Origin of the sequence: Hyphobacterium indicum (assembly GCF_003129605.1) — a bacterium.
GTDB lineage: Bacteria > Pseudomonadota > Alphaproteobacteria > Caulobacterales > Maricaulaceae > Hyphobacterium > Hyphobacterium indicum.
This window is the reverse complement of record NZ_QBDX01000004.1, coordinates 1,186,632-1,201,708: the sequence shown is the minus strand read 5'-3', so window position 1 is coordinate 1,201,708 and position 15,077 is coordinate 1,186,632. Positions and strand designations below refer to the sequence as shown.

13 protein-coding genes and 2 tRNA genes are annotated in these 15,077 nt (G+C 56.4%); 14 read left to right on the top strand and 1 reads right to left on the bottom strand.

Annotated features, from left to right (window positions below; translation table 11 throughout):
- Positions 1–4: 4 nt before the first annotated feature.
- The 13 genes from DBR16_RS13805 to DBR16_RS13745 all read left to right on the top strand — a co-directional run bounded on the left by DBR16_RS13805 (position 5) and on the right by DBR16_RS13745 (position 13,850).
- Positions 5–91, top strand: a tRNA-Leu gene (locus tag DBR16_RS13805).
- An 88-nt stretch (positions 92–179) separates the two neighbouring features.
- Positions 180–1,376 (top strand): site-specific integrase, encoded by a 1,197-nt coding sequence (locus DBR16_RS13800; RefSeq protein WP_161539526.1) that lies wholly within the window; start codon positions 180–182, stop codon positions 1,374–1,376.
- 123 nt (positions 1,377–1,499) lie between these two features.
- Positions 1,500–3,533 (top strand): site-specific DNA-methyltransferase, encoded by a 2,034-nt coding sequence (locus tag DBR16_RS13795; protein ID WP_109261798.1) that lies wholly within the window; start codon positions 1,500–1,502, stop codon positions 3,531–3,533.
- Positions 3,534–3,537: 4 nt separating this feature from the next.
- Positions 3,538–6,243, top strand: coding sequence for a restriction endonuclease (locus tag DBR16_RS13790; RefSeq protein ID WP_109261797.1), 2,706 nt, complete (start codon positions 3,538–3,540; stop codon positions 6,241–6,243).
- Positions 6,244–6,388: 145 nt separating this feature from the next.
- Entirely contained in the window at positions 6,389–7,024 is a 636-nt protein-coding gene (locus DBR16_RS13785) for a hypothetical protein (protein ID WP_125184579.1), read from the top strand.
- Positions 7,017–8,690, top strand: a complete 1,674-nt coding sequence (locus DBR16_RS13780; protein WP_109261795.1) for a primase-helicase family protein — start codon at positions 7,017–7,019, stop codon at positions 8,688–8,690. Before DBR16_RS13785 ends, DBR16_RS13780 begins: the two co-directional genes overlap by 8 nt.
- Positions 8,691–9,350: 660 nt before the next feature.
- Complete coding sequence (locus DBR16_RS13775) at positions 9,351–9,992, top strand: hypothetical protein (protein WP_109261794.1); 642 nt, start codon at positions 9,351–9,353, stop codon at positions 9,990–9,992.
- A gap of 78 nt (positions 9,993–10,070) precedes the next feature.
- Positions 10,071–10,156 (top strand) — tRNA-Leu (locus DBR16_RS13770).
- Between the two features lie 455 nt (positions 10,157–10,611).
- Entirely contained in the window at positions 10,612–10,953 is a 342-nt protein-coding gene (locus DBR16_RS13765) for a zinc ribbon domain-containing protein YjdM (RefSeq protein WP_109261793.1), read from the top strand.
- A gap of 44 nt (positions 10,954–10,997) precedes the next feature.
- A complete protein-coding gene (locus DBR16_RS13760) occupies positions 10,998–11,462 on the top strand; it encodes a GNAT family N-acetyltransferase (protein ID WP_161539525.1) in 465 nt (154 codons plus the stop codon).
- Positions 11,459–12,931: a RimK family protein gene (locus tag DBR16_RS13755; protein ID WP_109261791.1), complete on the top strand. Its 1,473-nt coding sequence runs from the start codon at positions 11,459–11,461 to the stop codon at positions 12,929–12,931. The genes DBR16_RS13760 and DBR16_RS13755 overlap by 4 nt, the downstream gene beginning before the upstream one ends.
- Before the next feature lie 44 nt (positions 12,932–12,975).
- Positions 12,976–13,578 (top strand): Crp/Fnr family transcriptional regulator, encoded by a 603-nt coding sequence (locus DBR16_RS13750; protein ID WP_109261790.1) that lies wholly within the window; start codon positions 12,976–12,978, stop codon positions 13,576–13,578.
- Positions 13,579–13,652: 74 nt separating this feature from the next.
- The gene (locus DBR16_RS13745; protein WP_109261890.1) at positions 13,653–13,850 is read left to right on the top strand and encodes a YgaP family membrane protein; all 198 of its coding nucleotides are present in this window, start codon (positions 13,653–13,655) and stop codon (positions 13,848–13,850) included.
- A 30-nt stretch (positions 13,851–13,880) separates the two neighbouring features.
- Here the strand turns inward: DBR16_RS13745 and DBR16_RS13740 are convergent, their stop codons facing one another.
- Positions 13,881–14,276 carry a SpoIIAA family protein gene (locus DBR16_RS13740; RefSeq protein ID WP_109261789.1) on the bottom strand — a complete coding sequence of 132 codons (396 nt, stop codon included), beginning with the start codon at positions 14,274–14,276 and terminating at the stop codon, positions 13,881–13,883.
- Positions 14,277–14,419: 143 nt separating this feature from the next.
- On the opposite strand from DBR16_RS13740, the gene DBR16_RS13735 reads away from it, so the two are divergent.
- Positions 14,420–15,034, top strand: coding sequence for a ribonuclease D (locus DBR16_RS13735; protein ID WP_109261788.1), 615 nt, complete (start codon positions 14,420–14,422; stop codon positions 15,032–15,034).
- Positions 15,035–15,077 lie beyond the last annotated feature (43 nt).

Below are 15,077 nucleotides of genomic sequence, written 5' to 3'. Positions count from 1 at the left end.
ACCTGCCCAGGTGGCGGAACTGGTAGACGCGCCAGCTTCAGGTGCTGGTTTCTGAAAGGAAGTGGAGGTTCGAGTCCTCTCCTGGGCACCATCCTTTTGAACCTAAACATAGGTTTTACAAGGACATTCCAGAAAGCCCTGAGCTGCTCTCGGTACACAATTGGTACACGGGGGCAAAATTGGCACTCAAAATCTCCTATCTCTACACCCGTTCGGGTCGCCTCTATTTCCGTCGGCGGATTCCCGAACACCTGCATGAATTGGCAGGTCAGCGAGAATGGAAAGTTGCGCTTGGTCTAAAAGCTGGCCAGGAAAAAGAGGCAACCGAACGCATAGTCGAGCTTGTGAATCAGACTGACGCCGCACTGTCCAAGCTCGAAAATGGCATCCGCACAAGTATCCCGCTGAAACGGAATTTGTCCGGCGCCGACTGCGAGGCCCTGACCTTTAGCGAGGCTTTCGACCTCTACCAACGTCAGAGAGAGGGCAATCGGGTCGGAAAGGCGGAACAGGCCGCATTTGACCAACTCATCGAATATATCGGAGACAGCCCCCTCGCCGACATTGACCGCGCTTGTGTTCGAAGCTGGGTAAATTGGCTGGAAGCCGAACGAGGGCAAAGCACCCAAACAATTCGCCGCCGTCTGGGGTCAGCGAAAGCGATTTTCAATTCTGCGATTGATACACATGATCTGCCGTATCGAAACCCCTTCGCCCGCCAGCGACTACGTCATCAGACGCCGCTGAAACGGCTTCCTTTCCATAAAACGCATCTTGAGCTGATTGCAGATTGGGTTGGCCGGACAACACGAGAGAGCCCGACAGCGACTATAATTCAGCTGTTGAAGCATACAGGATGCAGGCCTTTGGAGATTGGGGGACTTGCTGCAAATGACGTCGAGCCATTCTCAGAGACACCCTTCTTGATTGTCCGTTCAAATTCACGACGGCAGCTCAAAACCCAATCAAGCGAACGTATCGTGCCATTAGTTGGGGAAGCCATTGCGGTTGCGAAGCGGGCAAAGTCAGCCGCAGTAGATCAGTGGCTATTCCCAGCGTCTTGTACCAAGACCGAGCTTCTGTCCGCCCGGCTAAACAAGGCGATCCGGGCGGCGGGTGTGCCTAAATCGCCAGCGCTCACCGCTTACTCTTTCCGGCACACGTTTGTGGAGGCGATGCGGCGCGCGCGGATCAGGCCGGAAATCCAACGCGTTCTTGTTGGTCATCAACGTGCATCGATAACGGACTTCTATGGAGCCAACACCTATGACTTCATGGAGTTGCTGGATGCGATAAAGGCAACACTTCCGCAGCTGGGGGATGTATCAATCCAACATTACCAAGGCCTGCATTGCGGAACTCAAACCAATAAATGACGGAGCTTCGCTTCAATGCCAGCGGTTTGTCTGCTTTGAAATCCTGCGTAGTGAGGCACCGCTGTTCTCAAATCGGATAAAACAATCCTATGGTGTCTGAAATTTTCAAGTGAGCGGCTTTGCATGACCCAGAAAACCGAAAAAGTGCCCGCCCAATCACCCGATCTTCGCGATGAGCTATTCGATCGCCTAAAGGCATCCGTGCCAGAAGCGTTTTCGGACGGGAAGCTGGATGTCGAGGCCCTGCAAACCCTTTTGGGCGACAAGGTCGAGGACGGACCGGAGCGGTTCACCTTTACCTGGGCGGGAAAGCGGGACGCGATGGCGATGCTGCAAGCGCCGTCCTCCGCCACGCTGGCCCCCGACTTGGACAACAGCATCAACTTCGATGACGCTCAGCATGTCTTCATCGAGGGCGAGAACCTTGAAGTGCTCAAGGTGCTCTACCGGTCCTACTTTGGCAGAGTGAAGCTGATCTACATCGATCCGCCCTACAACACAGGCAATGATTTCATATATCCCGACAACTTCGCGGACCCGCTGGATCAATATCTGAAACTGACCGGCCAGCGGACCGAGGACGGGGACAACACCACCAGCAAGACAGAAACAGCAGGGCGGCTGCATTCAGGCTGGCTGTCGATGATGTATCCAAGGCTCTCACTGGCGCGTCAGTTTTTGGCTGACGAAGGCGTCATCATGATGAGCATCAACGACAAGGAGCAGCCGAACCTACGCAGGCTGGCCGACGAGGTGTTCGGGGAAGAGAATTTCATCGCGCAGCTTGTTTGGGAGAAAGGCCGCAAGAACGATGCAAAGCTATTTTCGGTCGGTCATGAATATATCATCGTCTACGCAAAATCGCTTGCAGCGTTGAAAGAGGCTGGAACCGTCTGGCGCGAGGAAAAGCCGGGCGCGCGCGAAATCTGGGACAAGTACGTAGAATTGCGTGCCGAGTATGGCCACGACGACAGCACGATCAGCATAGCCCTGCAAAAGTGGTTCAGCGATCTACCAAAGGGACATCCTTCGAAAAAATGGTCTCGCTACAAGCGCGTAGACAAATATGGTCCTTGGCGAGATCGAGATATCTCTTGGCCGGGGGGAGATGGACCAAGCTATGATGTGATCCACCCCAAAACTCACAAACCATGCAAAGTTCCTGATAGGGGCTGGATTTACTCAGACCCTGACGAAATGCAGCGATACATTGATCTTGGCTTAGTCGTGTTCCGTGATGATCACACTGAACCGCCGTTTCGAAAGGCGCATATTCGACCAGTCGTCGAAGAATTGGACTTCGAGGAAGACAATGAAGACGATGAAGACGATGATCAGGAAGAATTGGCCACCCAAGTAAGGGGAACCTATTTCTATAAGCAGTCTCAGGTTGCTGTGCGCGCTCTTCGGGAACTCATGCAGATCCCGGCTGTAGGCAAAAAGAAAGGCTATGCAAAGGTTTTCGACAACCCCAAGGACTCTGTCGAACTTGCCCGCTTGTTCAAGTATGTCTGCAACGGAACCGACAAGCCGTTGGTCATGGACTTCTTCGGTGGATCGGGGTCGAGTGCAGAAGCAGTATTGTCGCTGACTGCCGACACTAATCCCGACATGCGTTTCATCACCGTCCAGCTTCCCGAGCCGTGTGATCCGAAAGACAAGACAGGTAAAGCGGCCTTGGCCGCAGGTTTTGCCACGATTGCTGACGTGGCCCGGACGCGTATCTCAAAGGTGATCCAGAACATGAACGGCGATGGTCCTGGCCTGCGCGTATTCAAGCTGACCGCGACGTCGTTAAAACGCTGGGCTGGGGTCGAGGCCAATGACCCCGATGCCTATGCAGCCCAACTTGAGGCATTCTCTGACAGCCTCGCTCCCGGCTGGAAACCACAAGACGTGATCTGGGAGGTCGCCTTGCGCGAAGGCTATAGCCTAACCGCCAAGGTCGAAGAGCTGGACATCGGCACCGACCCGACCTTCTGGCGCGTGTCGGATGAGGATCGTAGCATCACCATCTGTCTGGATGATGCCCTGTCACTCGAGGCCGTCACCCCATTGGGTCTGAACAAAGATGATATGTTCGTCTGCCGCGATACCGCGCTGGACGACACGCTCGCCGCCAACCTCGCCCTGCAGTGCCGGTTGAAGGTGATCTGAGGCCATGAAGTTCAAGTTCGATAGTGATCAGGAATATCAGGTTGATGCCGTCGAGAGCGTCGTGGGGCTTTTCGATGGTCAAGCCTTCGTGCGCAATCAGCTCACCGTGCCGACCGGCGCGACCTTTCAGGTCGTTCCCAACCGGCTGGACCTGACGCCCGGCCAGCTCCTCGACAACCTGAAAAAGGTGCAGGAAGACCGCGGACTGGAACAAGACGACACGCTGGAAATGCTCACCGACAATGTCGAGACCCTGCGAGGAGAGGAAGACATCACCTTCCCCAACTTCTCGGTCGAGATGGAGACCGGCACCGGCAAGACCTATGTCTACATTCGTACCGCGCTGCGTCTGTACGAGACCTACGGGATGCGCAAGTTCATCATCGTCGTGCCATCCGTTGCCGTACGCGAAGGCGTGAAGAAAACGCTGGAAGTGACCAAGCCCCACTTCGACAAGCTGTTCGGCAAGCCACCATATCACTTTGCCGTCTATGATTCTGCTCGGAGGAGCCAGGTATCCGGTTTCGCGCTTTCGGACGGGATCGAAATCATGGTGATGACCATCGACGCCTTCAAACGCGCCGAAACGGTCATCCGGCAATCGCGCGAAGGGCTGGACCCGCCGATCTACCAGCTTCAGGAAACACGGCCCGTCCTGATTCTGGACGAGCCTCAGAACATGGAAAGCGAGTTGTCGGTTTCGGCGCTCGCTTCGCTCAACCCGGTCTGCGCGTTGCGCTATAGTGCGACCCACCGCAACGCCTACAACGTGGTCTATCGCCTGACCCCGTTCGACGCCTACCGCCAAGGTCTGGTGAAGCGGATCGAGGTCGCTTCTGTAATTCAGCAGGACAATGAAAATCTGCCCTTTGTGCGCGTTGAAGAATTGATCCTGCAAGGGCGTATCCCTCGCGCTAAACTCAGCGTTCACAAGCTGATGAAAAGCGGGAAGATCCAGGAAAAGCCAATCACCGTCCGCGGCGGCGATAATCTGGTCGATAAAACCGGGCGCGCGGAATACGAGGGTTTCGTCGTGGATGAGATCAACCCCGGATCGGGCTTTATTCGTTTTGCCAATAATCAGGAACTGACGCTTGGCGGCGAACAGGGGTCCGATCGCGATGCTATCTTCGAGGCACAAATTGCATTCACCATCGAAGAGCACTTCCGCCGTCAGCGGCGGTTCAAGGATCAGGGCATCAAGGTCTTGTCGCTGTTCTTCATCGACAAGGTGGACAACTACGCTCCCGACGAAGGCAAGTTGAAGCTGATGTTCGCCAAGGCCTTCGACGAGATCAAGCAGGGCTATGACGAGTGGAAGGGCGTCAATGCCACCGATGTGCAGAAGGCCTATTTCGCAACGAAGACGAAGAAAACGGGCGAGACGGAGGTCTTGGACAGCACAGGCAAGACACAACAGGATGACGAAGCCTTTAATCTGATCATGCGGGAAAAGGAGCGTCTGCTTTCGTTTGAAGAACCGGTTGCGTTCATCTTCTCTCACTCAGCTCTTCGCGAAGGTTGGGATAATCCAAACGTCTTCCAAATTTGCACAATGCGCGAGGTTGGCAGCGACACCGAACGCCGCCAGCAGGTGGGCCGTGGCATTCGCTTGCCGGTTAATCAGGATGGTGACCGGATTCGAGATGACCAGATCAACGTCTTAACCGTAGTTGCAAGTGAGACCTACGAGCGGTTTGTGGCAGGCCTGCAAAGTGAGATCGAAGCGGCATACGGTGAAGGCGGCGTTCCGCCGAAGCCGACTAACCGGACAAACAGAACCACAATTCGATTGCGCAAGGCCTTTATGCTCAAGCCGGAGTTCAAGTCGCTTTGGGACAAGATCAAACACAAGACACGCTATTCGGTAGAAATCGATTCAGAAAAGCTAATCGAGGAAACGGTCACCGAGCTGAATAGCCGAACGATCAACCCGCCGCGAGTGACAGTATCCAAAGCAAGCGTGTCGATTGATGATGTAAAGGACTTTTTCGAGCCCATCATTCTGAGCGGGGCAAAGTCCGCTATCGATCTGGCTGGGCGCTACCCTCTCCCGAACCTGATCGAGGTGATGGAAAGCCTTATGGAGAATACTTCACCACCGATGCGGCTTTCCCGGTCTACACTTCTGGAAGTGTTCAAGCGGACAACTCAAAGAGACGCAGCAACTGCCAATCCACATGAGTTCGCCGTTACAGCGGTGAACATCCTCAAGGACAAGCTCTCCGAGCAGCTTGTCAGTGGGATCAAATACGAGAAAGACGGAACCTGGTTTGAACAAAGCCTTTTCGTCGAAGAGATCGTGACTTCGAAAGACTATATCGTACAGAGCGTGGCTTCCGGCGGGGCCGGGGGCACCCATTTGTATGATGGCGTGATCTGGGATTCTGAAGGCATCGAAAAGCCATTCGCTGAAGCTCTCGAAAAGCGCGCTGACGTAAAACTCTACATCAAGCTGCCGGACTGGTTTGTCGTCACAACACCGATTGGAAATTATAATCCAGATTGGGCTATCGTTATGGACGATCCGGAAAATGATGGCGACAAGCTCTACCTCGTACGCGAAACCAAGGGCACGCTTAAGCTCGAAGAACTTAGGCCGGACGAAAAGCGCAAAATTCTATGCGGCAGAAAACATTTTGAGGATACGCTGGGCACTTCGTACAAGGTATTAACCGAGTCTAATCAGCTTCCGAGTGGCGGTGTATAAATAAAAGACGTTAACCCTCAATGCATAGGGCGTTTACCCGTAACACCATTCAATATCAGCGCCGTTATACCGTAACGAAAGTCGATCTGCTTTTAATCACAATTTGAATCTGGCATGGCCGCTCCGTCAAACAAAGGAGCCAATGATGCCAAGAGATAATATCGCTGATCCATCCGCCGCGATTGAATACCTAGAACACCTATACGCTGGTGCTGCGATGGATGGATTCATTTCAACGTGGACCAAGCAGTCAAATCATGTGGAATGGTTCTCGTTAGACGACCTGCTGCGGCTATCTGATTACATGCTCGATTGTGCGCCAAGCTCGGACATTTACCATAGCTGGTGCATTCAGAAAAAAGCGCTGGGGTCACATAGGCGTGGCCGCAGTGAGAGTGTCATCGGCTCGCCCGGCGTGTTCTTCGATGCCGATTTGAAATCCGACGTCCACTCAAAATCAGCGCTACCGGAATCCTATGGCCAGGTGATCGACTGGATTCGGGCAGAAAGTATTCCGTATCCGTCACAAATCCGTTCGTCGGGCAATGGTCTATATCTCGATTGGATACACCAAGAACCAGTGTTCTTCGAGACCGAAGAGGCTCGCGTCAATTACGCCCGGCAAGTGCGCTCGTTTCATGTCGCTCTTCGGAAAAATGCGCGCCGAAAACGCGGTTGGGACTTCGACGCTACCCACGACCTCCCGCGTGTGACCCGGATGCCCGGAACACTCAATCACAAAACAAGCCCCGCAAAAAAAGTGGAGATTATTGATGAGTAACGAATACACAATCTCACAGCTTCTCGAGGCAGCAAATCGTATTGTGCCCGAAGGGCCGGCCCTCTCCGACAACCGGTCTAATCCATCCGATGCCTCAATCTCGTTTCAAAACGACAAGCGAGCGAATTTCCACTCAATCGCGGCTGGTTGCGGTTGGCTACGAAAGGCATCCCAATCGGATTGGCTCAGCTATGATGAGTGGTTGGCCCTGCTCAGGATTGCTGCCGTTTGCGAGAATGGCGAGCAAATAGCTCACGACATATCTAAACGCGACAGTCGATACGAGTATGGAGAAACGGCCGAGAAGCTGCGCGAAGCGTCAGACAATATGAGTCCGCCAACCTGTTCGTTCATTAAGGACGAACTCGGAGCTTCCGCTTGCGATAATTGCCCTGCTCGCATCCGGATACATTCGCCAATGAGCTTCGGCAACAGCGAAACCGAAGAGGCGAAACTCCAATCAGAGTATGTTGTTGATGTTCAAACGCGTCGCTTTTTTTCTTTGAAGACAAACAGATGCTATCATAGCGCGGCGTTTGATGCCCGGTTCAATGATCTGACCAAAGGCGCAGCGGCTTCAAGACTGTTGAGTAGCAAGGCGACCGGAAAGGCAGAATGCGAGGACTGGCGGCCAGGATGTCACGAGAAACTGATAAAGCTGGAACATGGATGGGCAATCAATTCTTGGGTAGATGACGGCCTCGCGCCCGCCGGGGGGAATTGCGATCTCATCCTTGATCACATTTCGACGATAATTCCTGACGCCGATGATGCCGAAGCGTTTCTCGACCTGCTCGCATTCCACGTGCAGTCGCCTGCAACCAAAATAAGACATTGCTGGCTGTTCCAAGGCCCGCAAGGATCTGGAAAGGGTTCACTTGCGGAGATCGTCAAGCGCATCTGCGGTCCTACGAATAGTGTAGAGATCGGCCCCAGCGATCTTGGCACTCGGTGGACTGCCAGCTGGGGAAACAAGCGCTTGGCAATCCTAGACGAACTCATGAGCGGGGACCGTCTTCAAAACTACAACGACATGAAGCGGTGGATCACCGAAGAACACGTGACCGTCGAAGAGAAGAACCAACCTCGATACGAGGCTAAGACGCCGCGTATTTGGATGGCCTTTTCCAATTTCGGTGATCCTATCCCGCTCCCCACAGATGACCGACGGTTTGTTGTAATTCGCTCTGAAAGCGAACGTCCGCCATCTGATTACTTTGATCGCTTTTGGTCAGAAGGGATTCAGCAATGCTCCGCGTTTCTAGGGTTCTTGATGAAACGTGATGTAGGCCATTTCGATCCCAATGAACCCGCCCGAATGACAGCAGCGAAAGAGGCGCTCATCGAGGATTCACGGCCGCCAATCGAACGCGTCCTCGAAGAGCTCATTGAAGAACGGGAGGTTCCGTTCGATCGCGACTTGGTCCAGCTCAAGGAGATCGAAAGGGAAATCAAAAGCCGTTGCGGTAAAACGACCGATCGCGCATTTCGCAACGCCCTCAAGCAGCTGAAAATAGAAAGACTGCGGCAGGTGAAGCTCCCATCCGGTCGGCGGCCCCGCTTATGGATGATTCGTAATCACGAGCATTGGCTGGGTGCGTCTTCAGAAGACATTCGCGCGCACGTCGGGGGAAACAACGATCCAGCTCGGCATAGGTGGCGGTAGGGTAGCTAGCGTTTGCCAACTCTCACTCACTCAAACCTTTGTAACTCATAGTGATATTGTATAATATTTTCTCGGTTTGAGTTTAAAAGGTTGAGTGAGTTGAGTGCTGAGTCCGCGATTGATTTTGCTACCGCCCAATGCCGATTGGCAGATATGAAGCTTGTCCCTTGGGACGCTCTCTCGAGCGCCGAGCTATCGCAGCTGTTGGAGGTCTCAATCCAAGTTTTGGCCAACTGGAGAATTCGGGGGAAGGGCCCTGCCCCAGCGCCCGTAAAGTGCTTCCGTGGAAATCGAACTTACTATCCGGTTTTTGAAATTGCAGCTTGGCTGAAAAACCAGGAACCATGGCAGGCCGTAGCCGCTTGGATTGAACGTCACTTCCATCTCGATAGCCCGCTCAATACCGAAGATCGCGCTTGGAAACTCGCGAACAAGATTCGTACGTATGATGTTTGGCCCATGCGCAATCGGCCAAGGCAACCGCTCCCGCTTTGCCCCCGGTGAAATTGTAGGTAATTCTGAAAATATCCTAGGTGTCTATTTCAGCTGAGTGCGCCCGGATGCGCAAAATCTGCGTGACTTTATGGGGACACCCAAGCGTTTGTAATATCGATCTTTTACTGGCACTTTCTTCGTCGAGCGACTCTAGCGGAGACTAACGTGGCGTGGGAAGTCCTAGGAGCGGGATTCTTAATACTGATCGTATTTGTCATTTGGGCCAACGTGCAAACCGCGAATGAGGCTGAAACGCGCAAGGCAAAATTCAATGAATTGGATGCTGCTCTGGACAAACAAATCGGTTCGTATTCAGGGCTTTCAGAACTGCAGCGGACTAAGTTCGTGGGCGTATTTCATCGGAAGAGTGGAAGAATGGGCTGGGAAGCTTCGGCTGTCGTGATCGACGAAAACCGAATCGCGGTGGCGAAACGAGATAGCCTGAGGCTGATCGATGCGAGCAAGCTCATGGCCGTTGAGCTGGTCGTGGATGGAGAGACCATCTCCAAGCTAAATCGTGTTGATCAGCTTATTGGCGCGGCTGCAGGCGCAGCGATTGCAGGCGGAGCAGGTGCCGTTGTAGGAGGCCTGAGCCCAAACCGTACCACAAGCGAAAAAGTAAAATCCGCTGATATCAAGTTTTTGGTAAATGACGATGAAAGCGTAATACGGGTTCCCGTTGTCTTTGGACCAAAAGACGCCTTCACCGTCGGCAGGGTAAACATGCAGCTTCGAAAAGCACAGGATATACTCGACGAGATTAATGCTCGCATCTTGCTGCCGCGAAAGAATGCCCAATCGACTTGACGGCACTGGTACACCGGCTGGTACACTCATCAAGCAAATCGAGAGTTCGAGAGGCGAGAACCACGCGCCCTGTTACCTGCCCAGGTGGCGGAACTGGTAGACGCGCCAGCTTCAGGTGCTGGTTTCTGAAAGGAAGTGGAGGTTCGAGTCCTCTCCTGGCACCATCCTTCGCTCGCTATGCGAGCTTCGGCTCGGCAAGCCAGCTTTAATTCGAGCGATGGATGTCGCGCCGTAGCCTTGGCGAAGGCGGACGACTTCTTTTGATCCTCCCTCGCCTCCGCTCGGCCGGTCCTCGCTGAAGCTGCGGGCGCGCAGTCGCGCTTGCGAGCCCTGACGGGCTCGGGGTGGATAGGGCTGAACATCTCCAATAGTCTAAATTCCGTCTTCCTCCGACTTGCCTGCCCTCGCGGAGGCGGGGGATCGGAGGATCTCGATATCCCGCGCTATTCATTCGAGATGCTCCGGTTAAACCGGAGCAAGACGGGGAAAAGCGATTGTCGCCCGAGCGAAGGATGTCACGCCGTTTCCGCCAAAGGCGGAACCGGTGATGGACATGCCGGACCCGGACCGATAGATGGCTGTGCCCGCATGTTGGCCCCTCCAGGCGAAAGCCCCGCCCATGACCGCTCTTCCTGTCTGTCCGAAATGTACCTGTGAGTGGACGTACGAGGATGGCGCGCTGCTGGTCTGTCCGGAATGTGCGCATGAATGGTCCGCCAGTGATACTGCCGCAAGCGCCGAGACCGTCCGCATCTGGCGCGATGCCAATGGCACCGCGCTGGCCGATGGCGATACGGTGACGGTGATCAAGGATCTGAAGATCAAGGGCACCAGCCAGGTCGTGAAAGTCGGCACAAAGGTGAAGAATATCCGCCTCGTCGAAGGCGATCACGATATTGACTGCCGTATCGAGGGGGTGGGGCAGATGGGGCTGAAAACAGAGTTTGTCCGCAAGGCCTGATGCACCCCCTCGCCGTGACCGCGGCAGTCTGGCACACTTTCCCCATGCCGCTCACAATCCGCTCCGCCACCCCTACCGATCTTGACACGCTGACCGCGATCGAGGGCGCGGCCTTTGCGCCGGAGGACCGCTTTGCGCGGCGCAATCTGCGCCGGATGCTGGCCTCGCGCAGCGCCTGGATCGGAATTGCCGAGAGCGGAGACATGGCCGCCGGTGCAGCGATCCTCCTCTTCCGCAAGGGCGCGCGCACTGCCCGCCTGTATTCCATTGCCAGCGATCCGGGCTTTGCCGGTCAGGGGGTGGGAGCGGCGCTGATGTCGGCGTGTGTGGCCGAAGCGGCGCGGCGCGGTTGTGACCGTCTGCGTCTGGAAGTGCGCGCTTCCAATGGCCGCGCCCTTGCGCTCTATGAACGCAGCGGATTTTCCTTGCTAAAGGAGAAAAAAGCCTATTACGCGGATGGCGAAAGCGCGCTCATTCTGGAGCGCGATCTGAAAGCAAGGCCGATATGAGCGACTGGCTCGTACTTGTTGAAAATCCAAAGGATGCCGGACAGGCGGATACGCCGCACAAGCTGATGCGGATCCGGGATTATCTGACCCGCCCCGCCCTGTTTGCCGGGCGGCGCCCGTCCATTTTCAATCTGGCGCGCAGCTATGCCTATCAGTCGGAAGCCTATTATGCCTCGCTGCTGGCCGAGGCGCGCGGGCACCGTGTTGCGCCCAGCGTCCAGACCATGGTCGAATTGTCACGCAAATCGCTCTATGCGCACGCCCTGCCGGAGCTGAATGCCGCGCTGCAGCGCGATCTGGATGCCGGGGCCGGGCCGGAAGAATCGCTGTTTGTCGCCTTCGGCCAGTGTGAACGGGCCGGCTATTCGCGGTTTTCGAAGCTGTTATTCGACTGGTTCCGCGCCCCGCTTCTGGAAGTGGTGATGGATACGCGCAAATCCGCCACGATCGAGAAGATCCGGCTGATGCCGGTCAATGCCGTGAAGGGCGAGAGGCGCGATTTTGCCATGCAGGCGATGGCGGATTTCACACAAAGGCGCTGGATGCCGCCCAAGGCGCGCCAGACCCCGCGCTGGACGCTGGCGGTGCTGATCGACCCCAATGAGGCGCAGCCGCCGTCCGATCCGGGCTCGCTGAAGCGTCTGGCGGCCGTGGCCGCGCGCGAAGGCGTGGTGGTGGAACCGATCTATCCCAATGATCTGGCCAGCCTCGCCGAATATGATGCGCTGTTTATCCGCACCACGACGGGCATCGACAATTTCACCTACCGCTTTGCCCGCCGGGCCGAGCAGGAAGGCATGCCGGTAATTGATGATCCGGTGTCGATGATCCGCTGCACCAACAAGGTCTATCTCGCCGAATTGCTGGAAACCGCCAGCCTGCCTGCGCCGCGCACCGAAATCCTCGATCCGTCCATGCGGCTGGACAGCCTGATGGAGCGGCTTGGCAGCCCGGTGGTGCTGAAAGCGCCGGATGGCTCCTTCAGCCGCCAGGTGCACAAGGTTGCGACGCTGGACGAGCTGACCGCCACCGCCAAACGCCTGTTTGATGATACCGCGCTGATCATCGCCCAGGAATACATGCCGACCACCTATGACTGGCGCATCGGCGTGCTGGGTGGAAGCGCGCTCTATGCCTGCAAATACAAGATGGCGCGTGGCCACTGGCAGATCATCAAGCGCGATGCCGCCGGAAAAGTGATCGAGGGCGGTTCGGAAACCCTGCCGGTGGAAGCGGCCCCGGCGCGGGTCATCGAACTGGCGGAAAGCGCGGCGCGGCTGATCGGTGACGGGCTTTACGGCGTTGATATCAAGGAAAACGAAAAAGGCGTCTTCGTCATCGAGATCAATGACAATCCCAATCTGGAAGCCGGGGTTGAAGGTGCAGTGCTGAAAGACCGTCTTTGGGCGGCGATCATCGGCTGGTTCTCGCAGCGCCTGGAAGCGCGGATGACGCGAACCGAAGCGTGATATCGCTCGCCTCCTGCAGCGCGAGCCGGTAGGCTGGCCGCGCGATGCAGGTGGAAAAGACAACCCCCGTAAACCTGAAGGTAGGCAAACCGGTTTTCCGGCCGGGAGAAGCGTGTCCGGGTTTCCTGAAGCTGTCGCGCGGCACAATACGCGTGTCGCTGACATCAGACGCCGGGCGGGAGGTTGTTCTGTACCGGGTGCGCCCCGGCGGCCTGTGCCTTCAGACCTTTTCATGCCTGATCAACGGCCGGAACTATGCCGCCGAAGGCGTGGCAGAAACAGATATCGAGGGCGAGATCCTGCCAGCTGCGGTCTTTTTCCGCCTTCTGGACAGCGATGACGCCTTCCGGATGTCGGTTCTGGCGGCCGTTGCCGAAAGGTTCGAGGAATTTGAACAAAGGGTGGAGGATGTGGCACTCACAGGCCTTGATGCGCGGCTGGCGCGCGTCCTGCTCGCCCTTGCTGCCCCCGGCCTGCCGATCTCCTCGACCCATGAAGCTCTCGCGGCAGAAACCGCATCGGGCCGGGCGGTTGTCAGCCGCAAGCTGGCAGAGTTCGAACGCAGCGGGCTTCTGGTCCGGACACGTGGCAGAATTGATCTTCTCGACCGCAAGCGGCTGGAACAGATTGCCGCAGGCAATGTGTGACAATGTCACCGACAGGCTTGGATACCCGGGTCTATCCTTCCGTATCGGTAATCTGATCTGAAAGGATGATCATCATGCCCCGCAATGAAGGACTGATCGACCGCGCGCTGCGCATCATCGCTGGCGTCGTTCTGATTTCCCTGGTGTTTGTCGGCCCGGCCACGCCATGGGGCTGGATCGGGCTTGTACCCCTGCTCACGGGAATTCTCGGATTCTGCCCGGCCTATGCATTGTTCGGCCTGCGCACCTGTCCAGTGTCCCGGCCGTCCTGAAGCCCGGATGCTTGAGGTGCGGCGGAAACGCTAATCCCCGGTCAGCCAGGCTTTCGCCGCGGCTTCATCGGACAGGAATTTGACGCGGATACCCTCATTGAAGGCGGCCGCCTCGATCAGCATGAAGTGCCGGGTGAACATGTTTTCCGGCGCGAGATAGCAGAAGCGGGCCTCCCGGCCGCCGGCACGGCCGATCCGCCGCACCTCATCGAGCAGGGCAACCGGGGAGAATACCGGCGTGGAGTCAGCCACATCATAGAGAATCCGGCGTGTTCCGGCCTTCAGGTGATCGAGAATGATGTCGCCGGATTTTTCGGCCAGGTCCAGCGTGATGTCGCCGGTATAGCGCACACGGAGAATGCCATTTTCCTCATGTTCGAAAACGACACGCCCGTCCGTCTCGGGATCGTGTGCGGCCTGGGTCATGGCAAGGAATATACTCCTTTTATTATATTCATTCCAGTTTTTACTCGCCTGATGGGCGAATCCGGGCCGGCTTTCCGGCTCTGCTGTCTTGTTGTCCCCGGGCAAGCGGGCTAGACGGGATCAAACGAGCAGGATCAGGCGGTATGACGATACATTTTCACAAGGGTGACCTCGCCCCGGGGATTGATTTTGGTACAGCCGTAGCCGTCGATACGGAGACGCTGGGCCTGTCACTGGTGCGGGATGCGCTGTGCGTGGTCCAGTTGTCCGCCGGGGATGGCGATGCCCATGTGGTGCAGCTGGACCGGCAGGCCTATGACTGCCCCCATCTGAAAGCGCTGTTGTCGGATCCGGCGGTCACCAAAATCCTGCATTTTGCCCGCTTTGATGTGGCCATGATCAAGCGCGATCTGGGCCTCACCCTGTCACCGGTCTTCTGCACCAAGATCGCGTCCAAGCTCTGCCGGACCTATACTGACCGGCACGGGCTGAAGGATGTGACGCGCGAGCTGCTCGGAATCGATCTGTCCAAACAGCAGCAAAGCTCCGACTGGGGCGCGGCCGAGCTCAGTCAGGCGCAGCTGGACTATGCGGCGTCCGACGTGCTGCACCTGCATGCGCTGCGGGACCAGCTGACCATGATGCTGGAACGGGAGGGCCGGATGCAGCTGGCGCGCACCTGTTTCGATTTTCTGCCCGCCCGCGCCGATCTCGATCTGGCGGGTTGGGCCGAGACTGACATTTTCGCCCACTCCTGACGGCTTTGCCATAAACTTGCCGCGTCCGCCCCGCATTGACAGG

Coding starts and splice junctions, on each gene's coding strand:
- DBR16_RS13795 (WP_109261798.1), top strand. CDS start 1,500: ATGACCCAGAAAACCGAAAAAGTGCCCGCCCAATCACCCGATCTTCGC.
- DBR16_RS13790 (WP_109261797.1), top strand. CDS start 3,538: ATGAAGTTCAAGTTCGATAGTGATCAGGAATATCAGGTTGATGCCGTC.
- DBR16_RS13785 (WP_125184579.1), top strand. CDS start 6,389: ATGCCAAGAGATAATATCGCTGATCCATCCGCCGCGATTGAATACCTA.
- DBR16_RS13780 (WP_109261795.1), top strand. CDS start 7,017: ATGAGTAACGAATACACAATCTCACAGCTTCTCGAGGCAGCAAATCGT.
- DBR16_RS13765 (WP_109261793.1), top strand. CDS start 10,612: ATGACCGCTCTTCCTGTCTGTCCGAAATGTACCTGTGAGTGGACGTAC.
- DBR16_RS13760 (WP_161539525.1), top strand. CDS start 10,998: ATGCCGCTCACAATCCGCTCCGCCACCCCTACCGATCTTGACACGCTG.
- DBR16_RS13755 (WP_109261791.1), top strand. CDS start 11,459: ATGAGCGACTGGCTCGTACTTGTTGAAAATCCAAAGGATGCCGGACAG.
- DBR16_RS13750 (WP_109261790.1), top strand. CDS start 12,976: ATGCAGGTGGAAAAGACAACCCCCGTAAACCTGAAGGTAGGCAAACCG.
- DBR16_RS13745 (WP_109261890.1), top strand. CDS start 13,653: ATGCCCCGCAATGAAGGACTGATCGACCGCGCGCTGCGCATCATCGCT.
- DBR16_RS13740 (WP_109261789.1), bottom strand. CDS start 14,276: ATGACCCAGGCCGCACACGATCCCGAGACGGACGGGCGTGTCGTTTTC.
- DBR16_RS13735 (WP_109261788.1), top strand. CDS start 14,420: ATGACGATACATTTTCACAAGGGTGACCTCGCCCCGGGGATTGATTTT.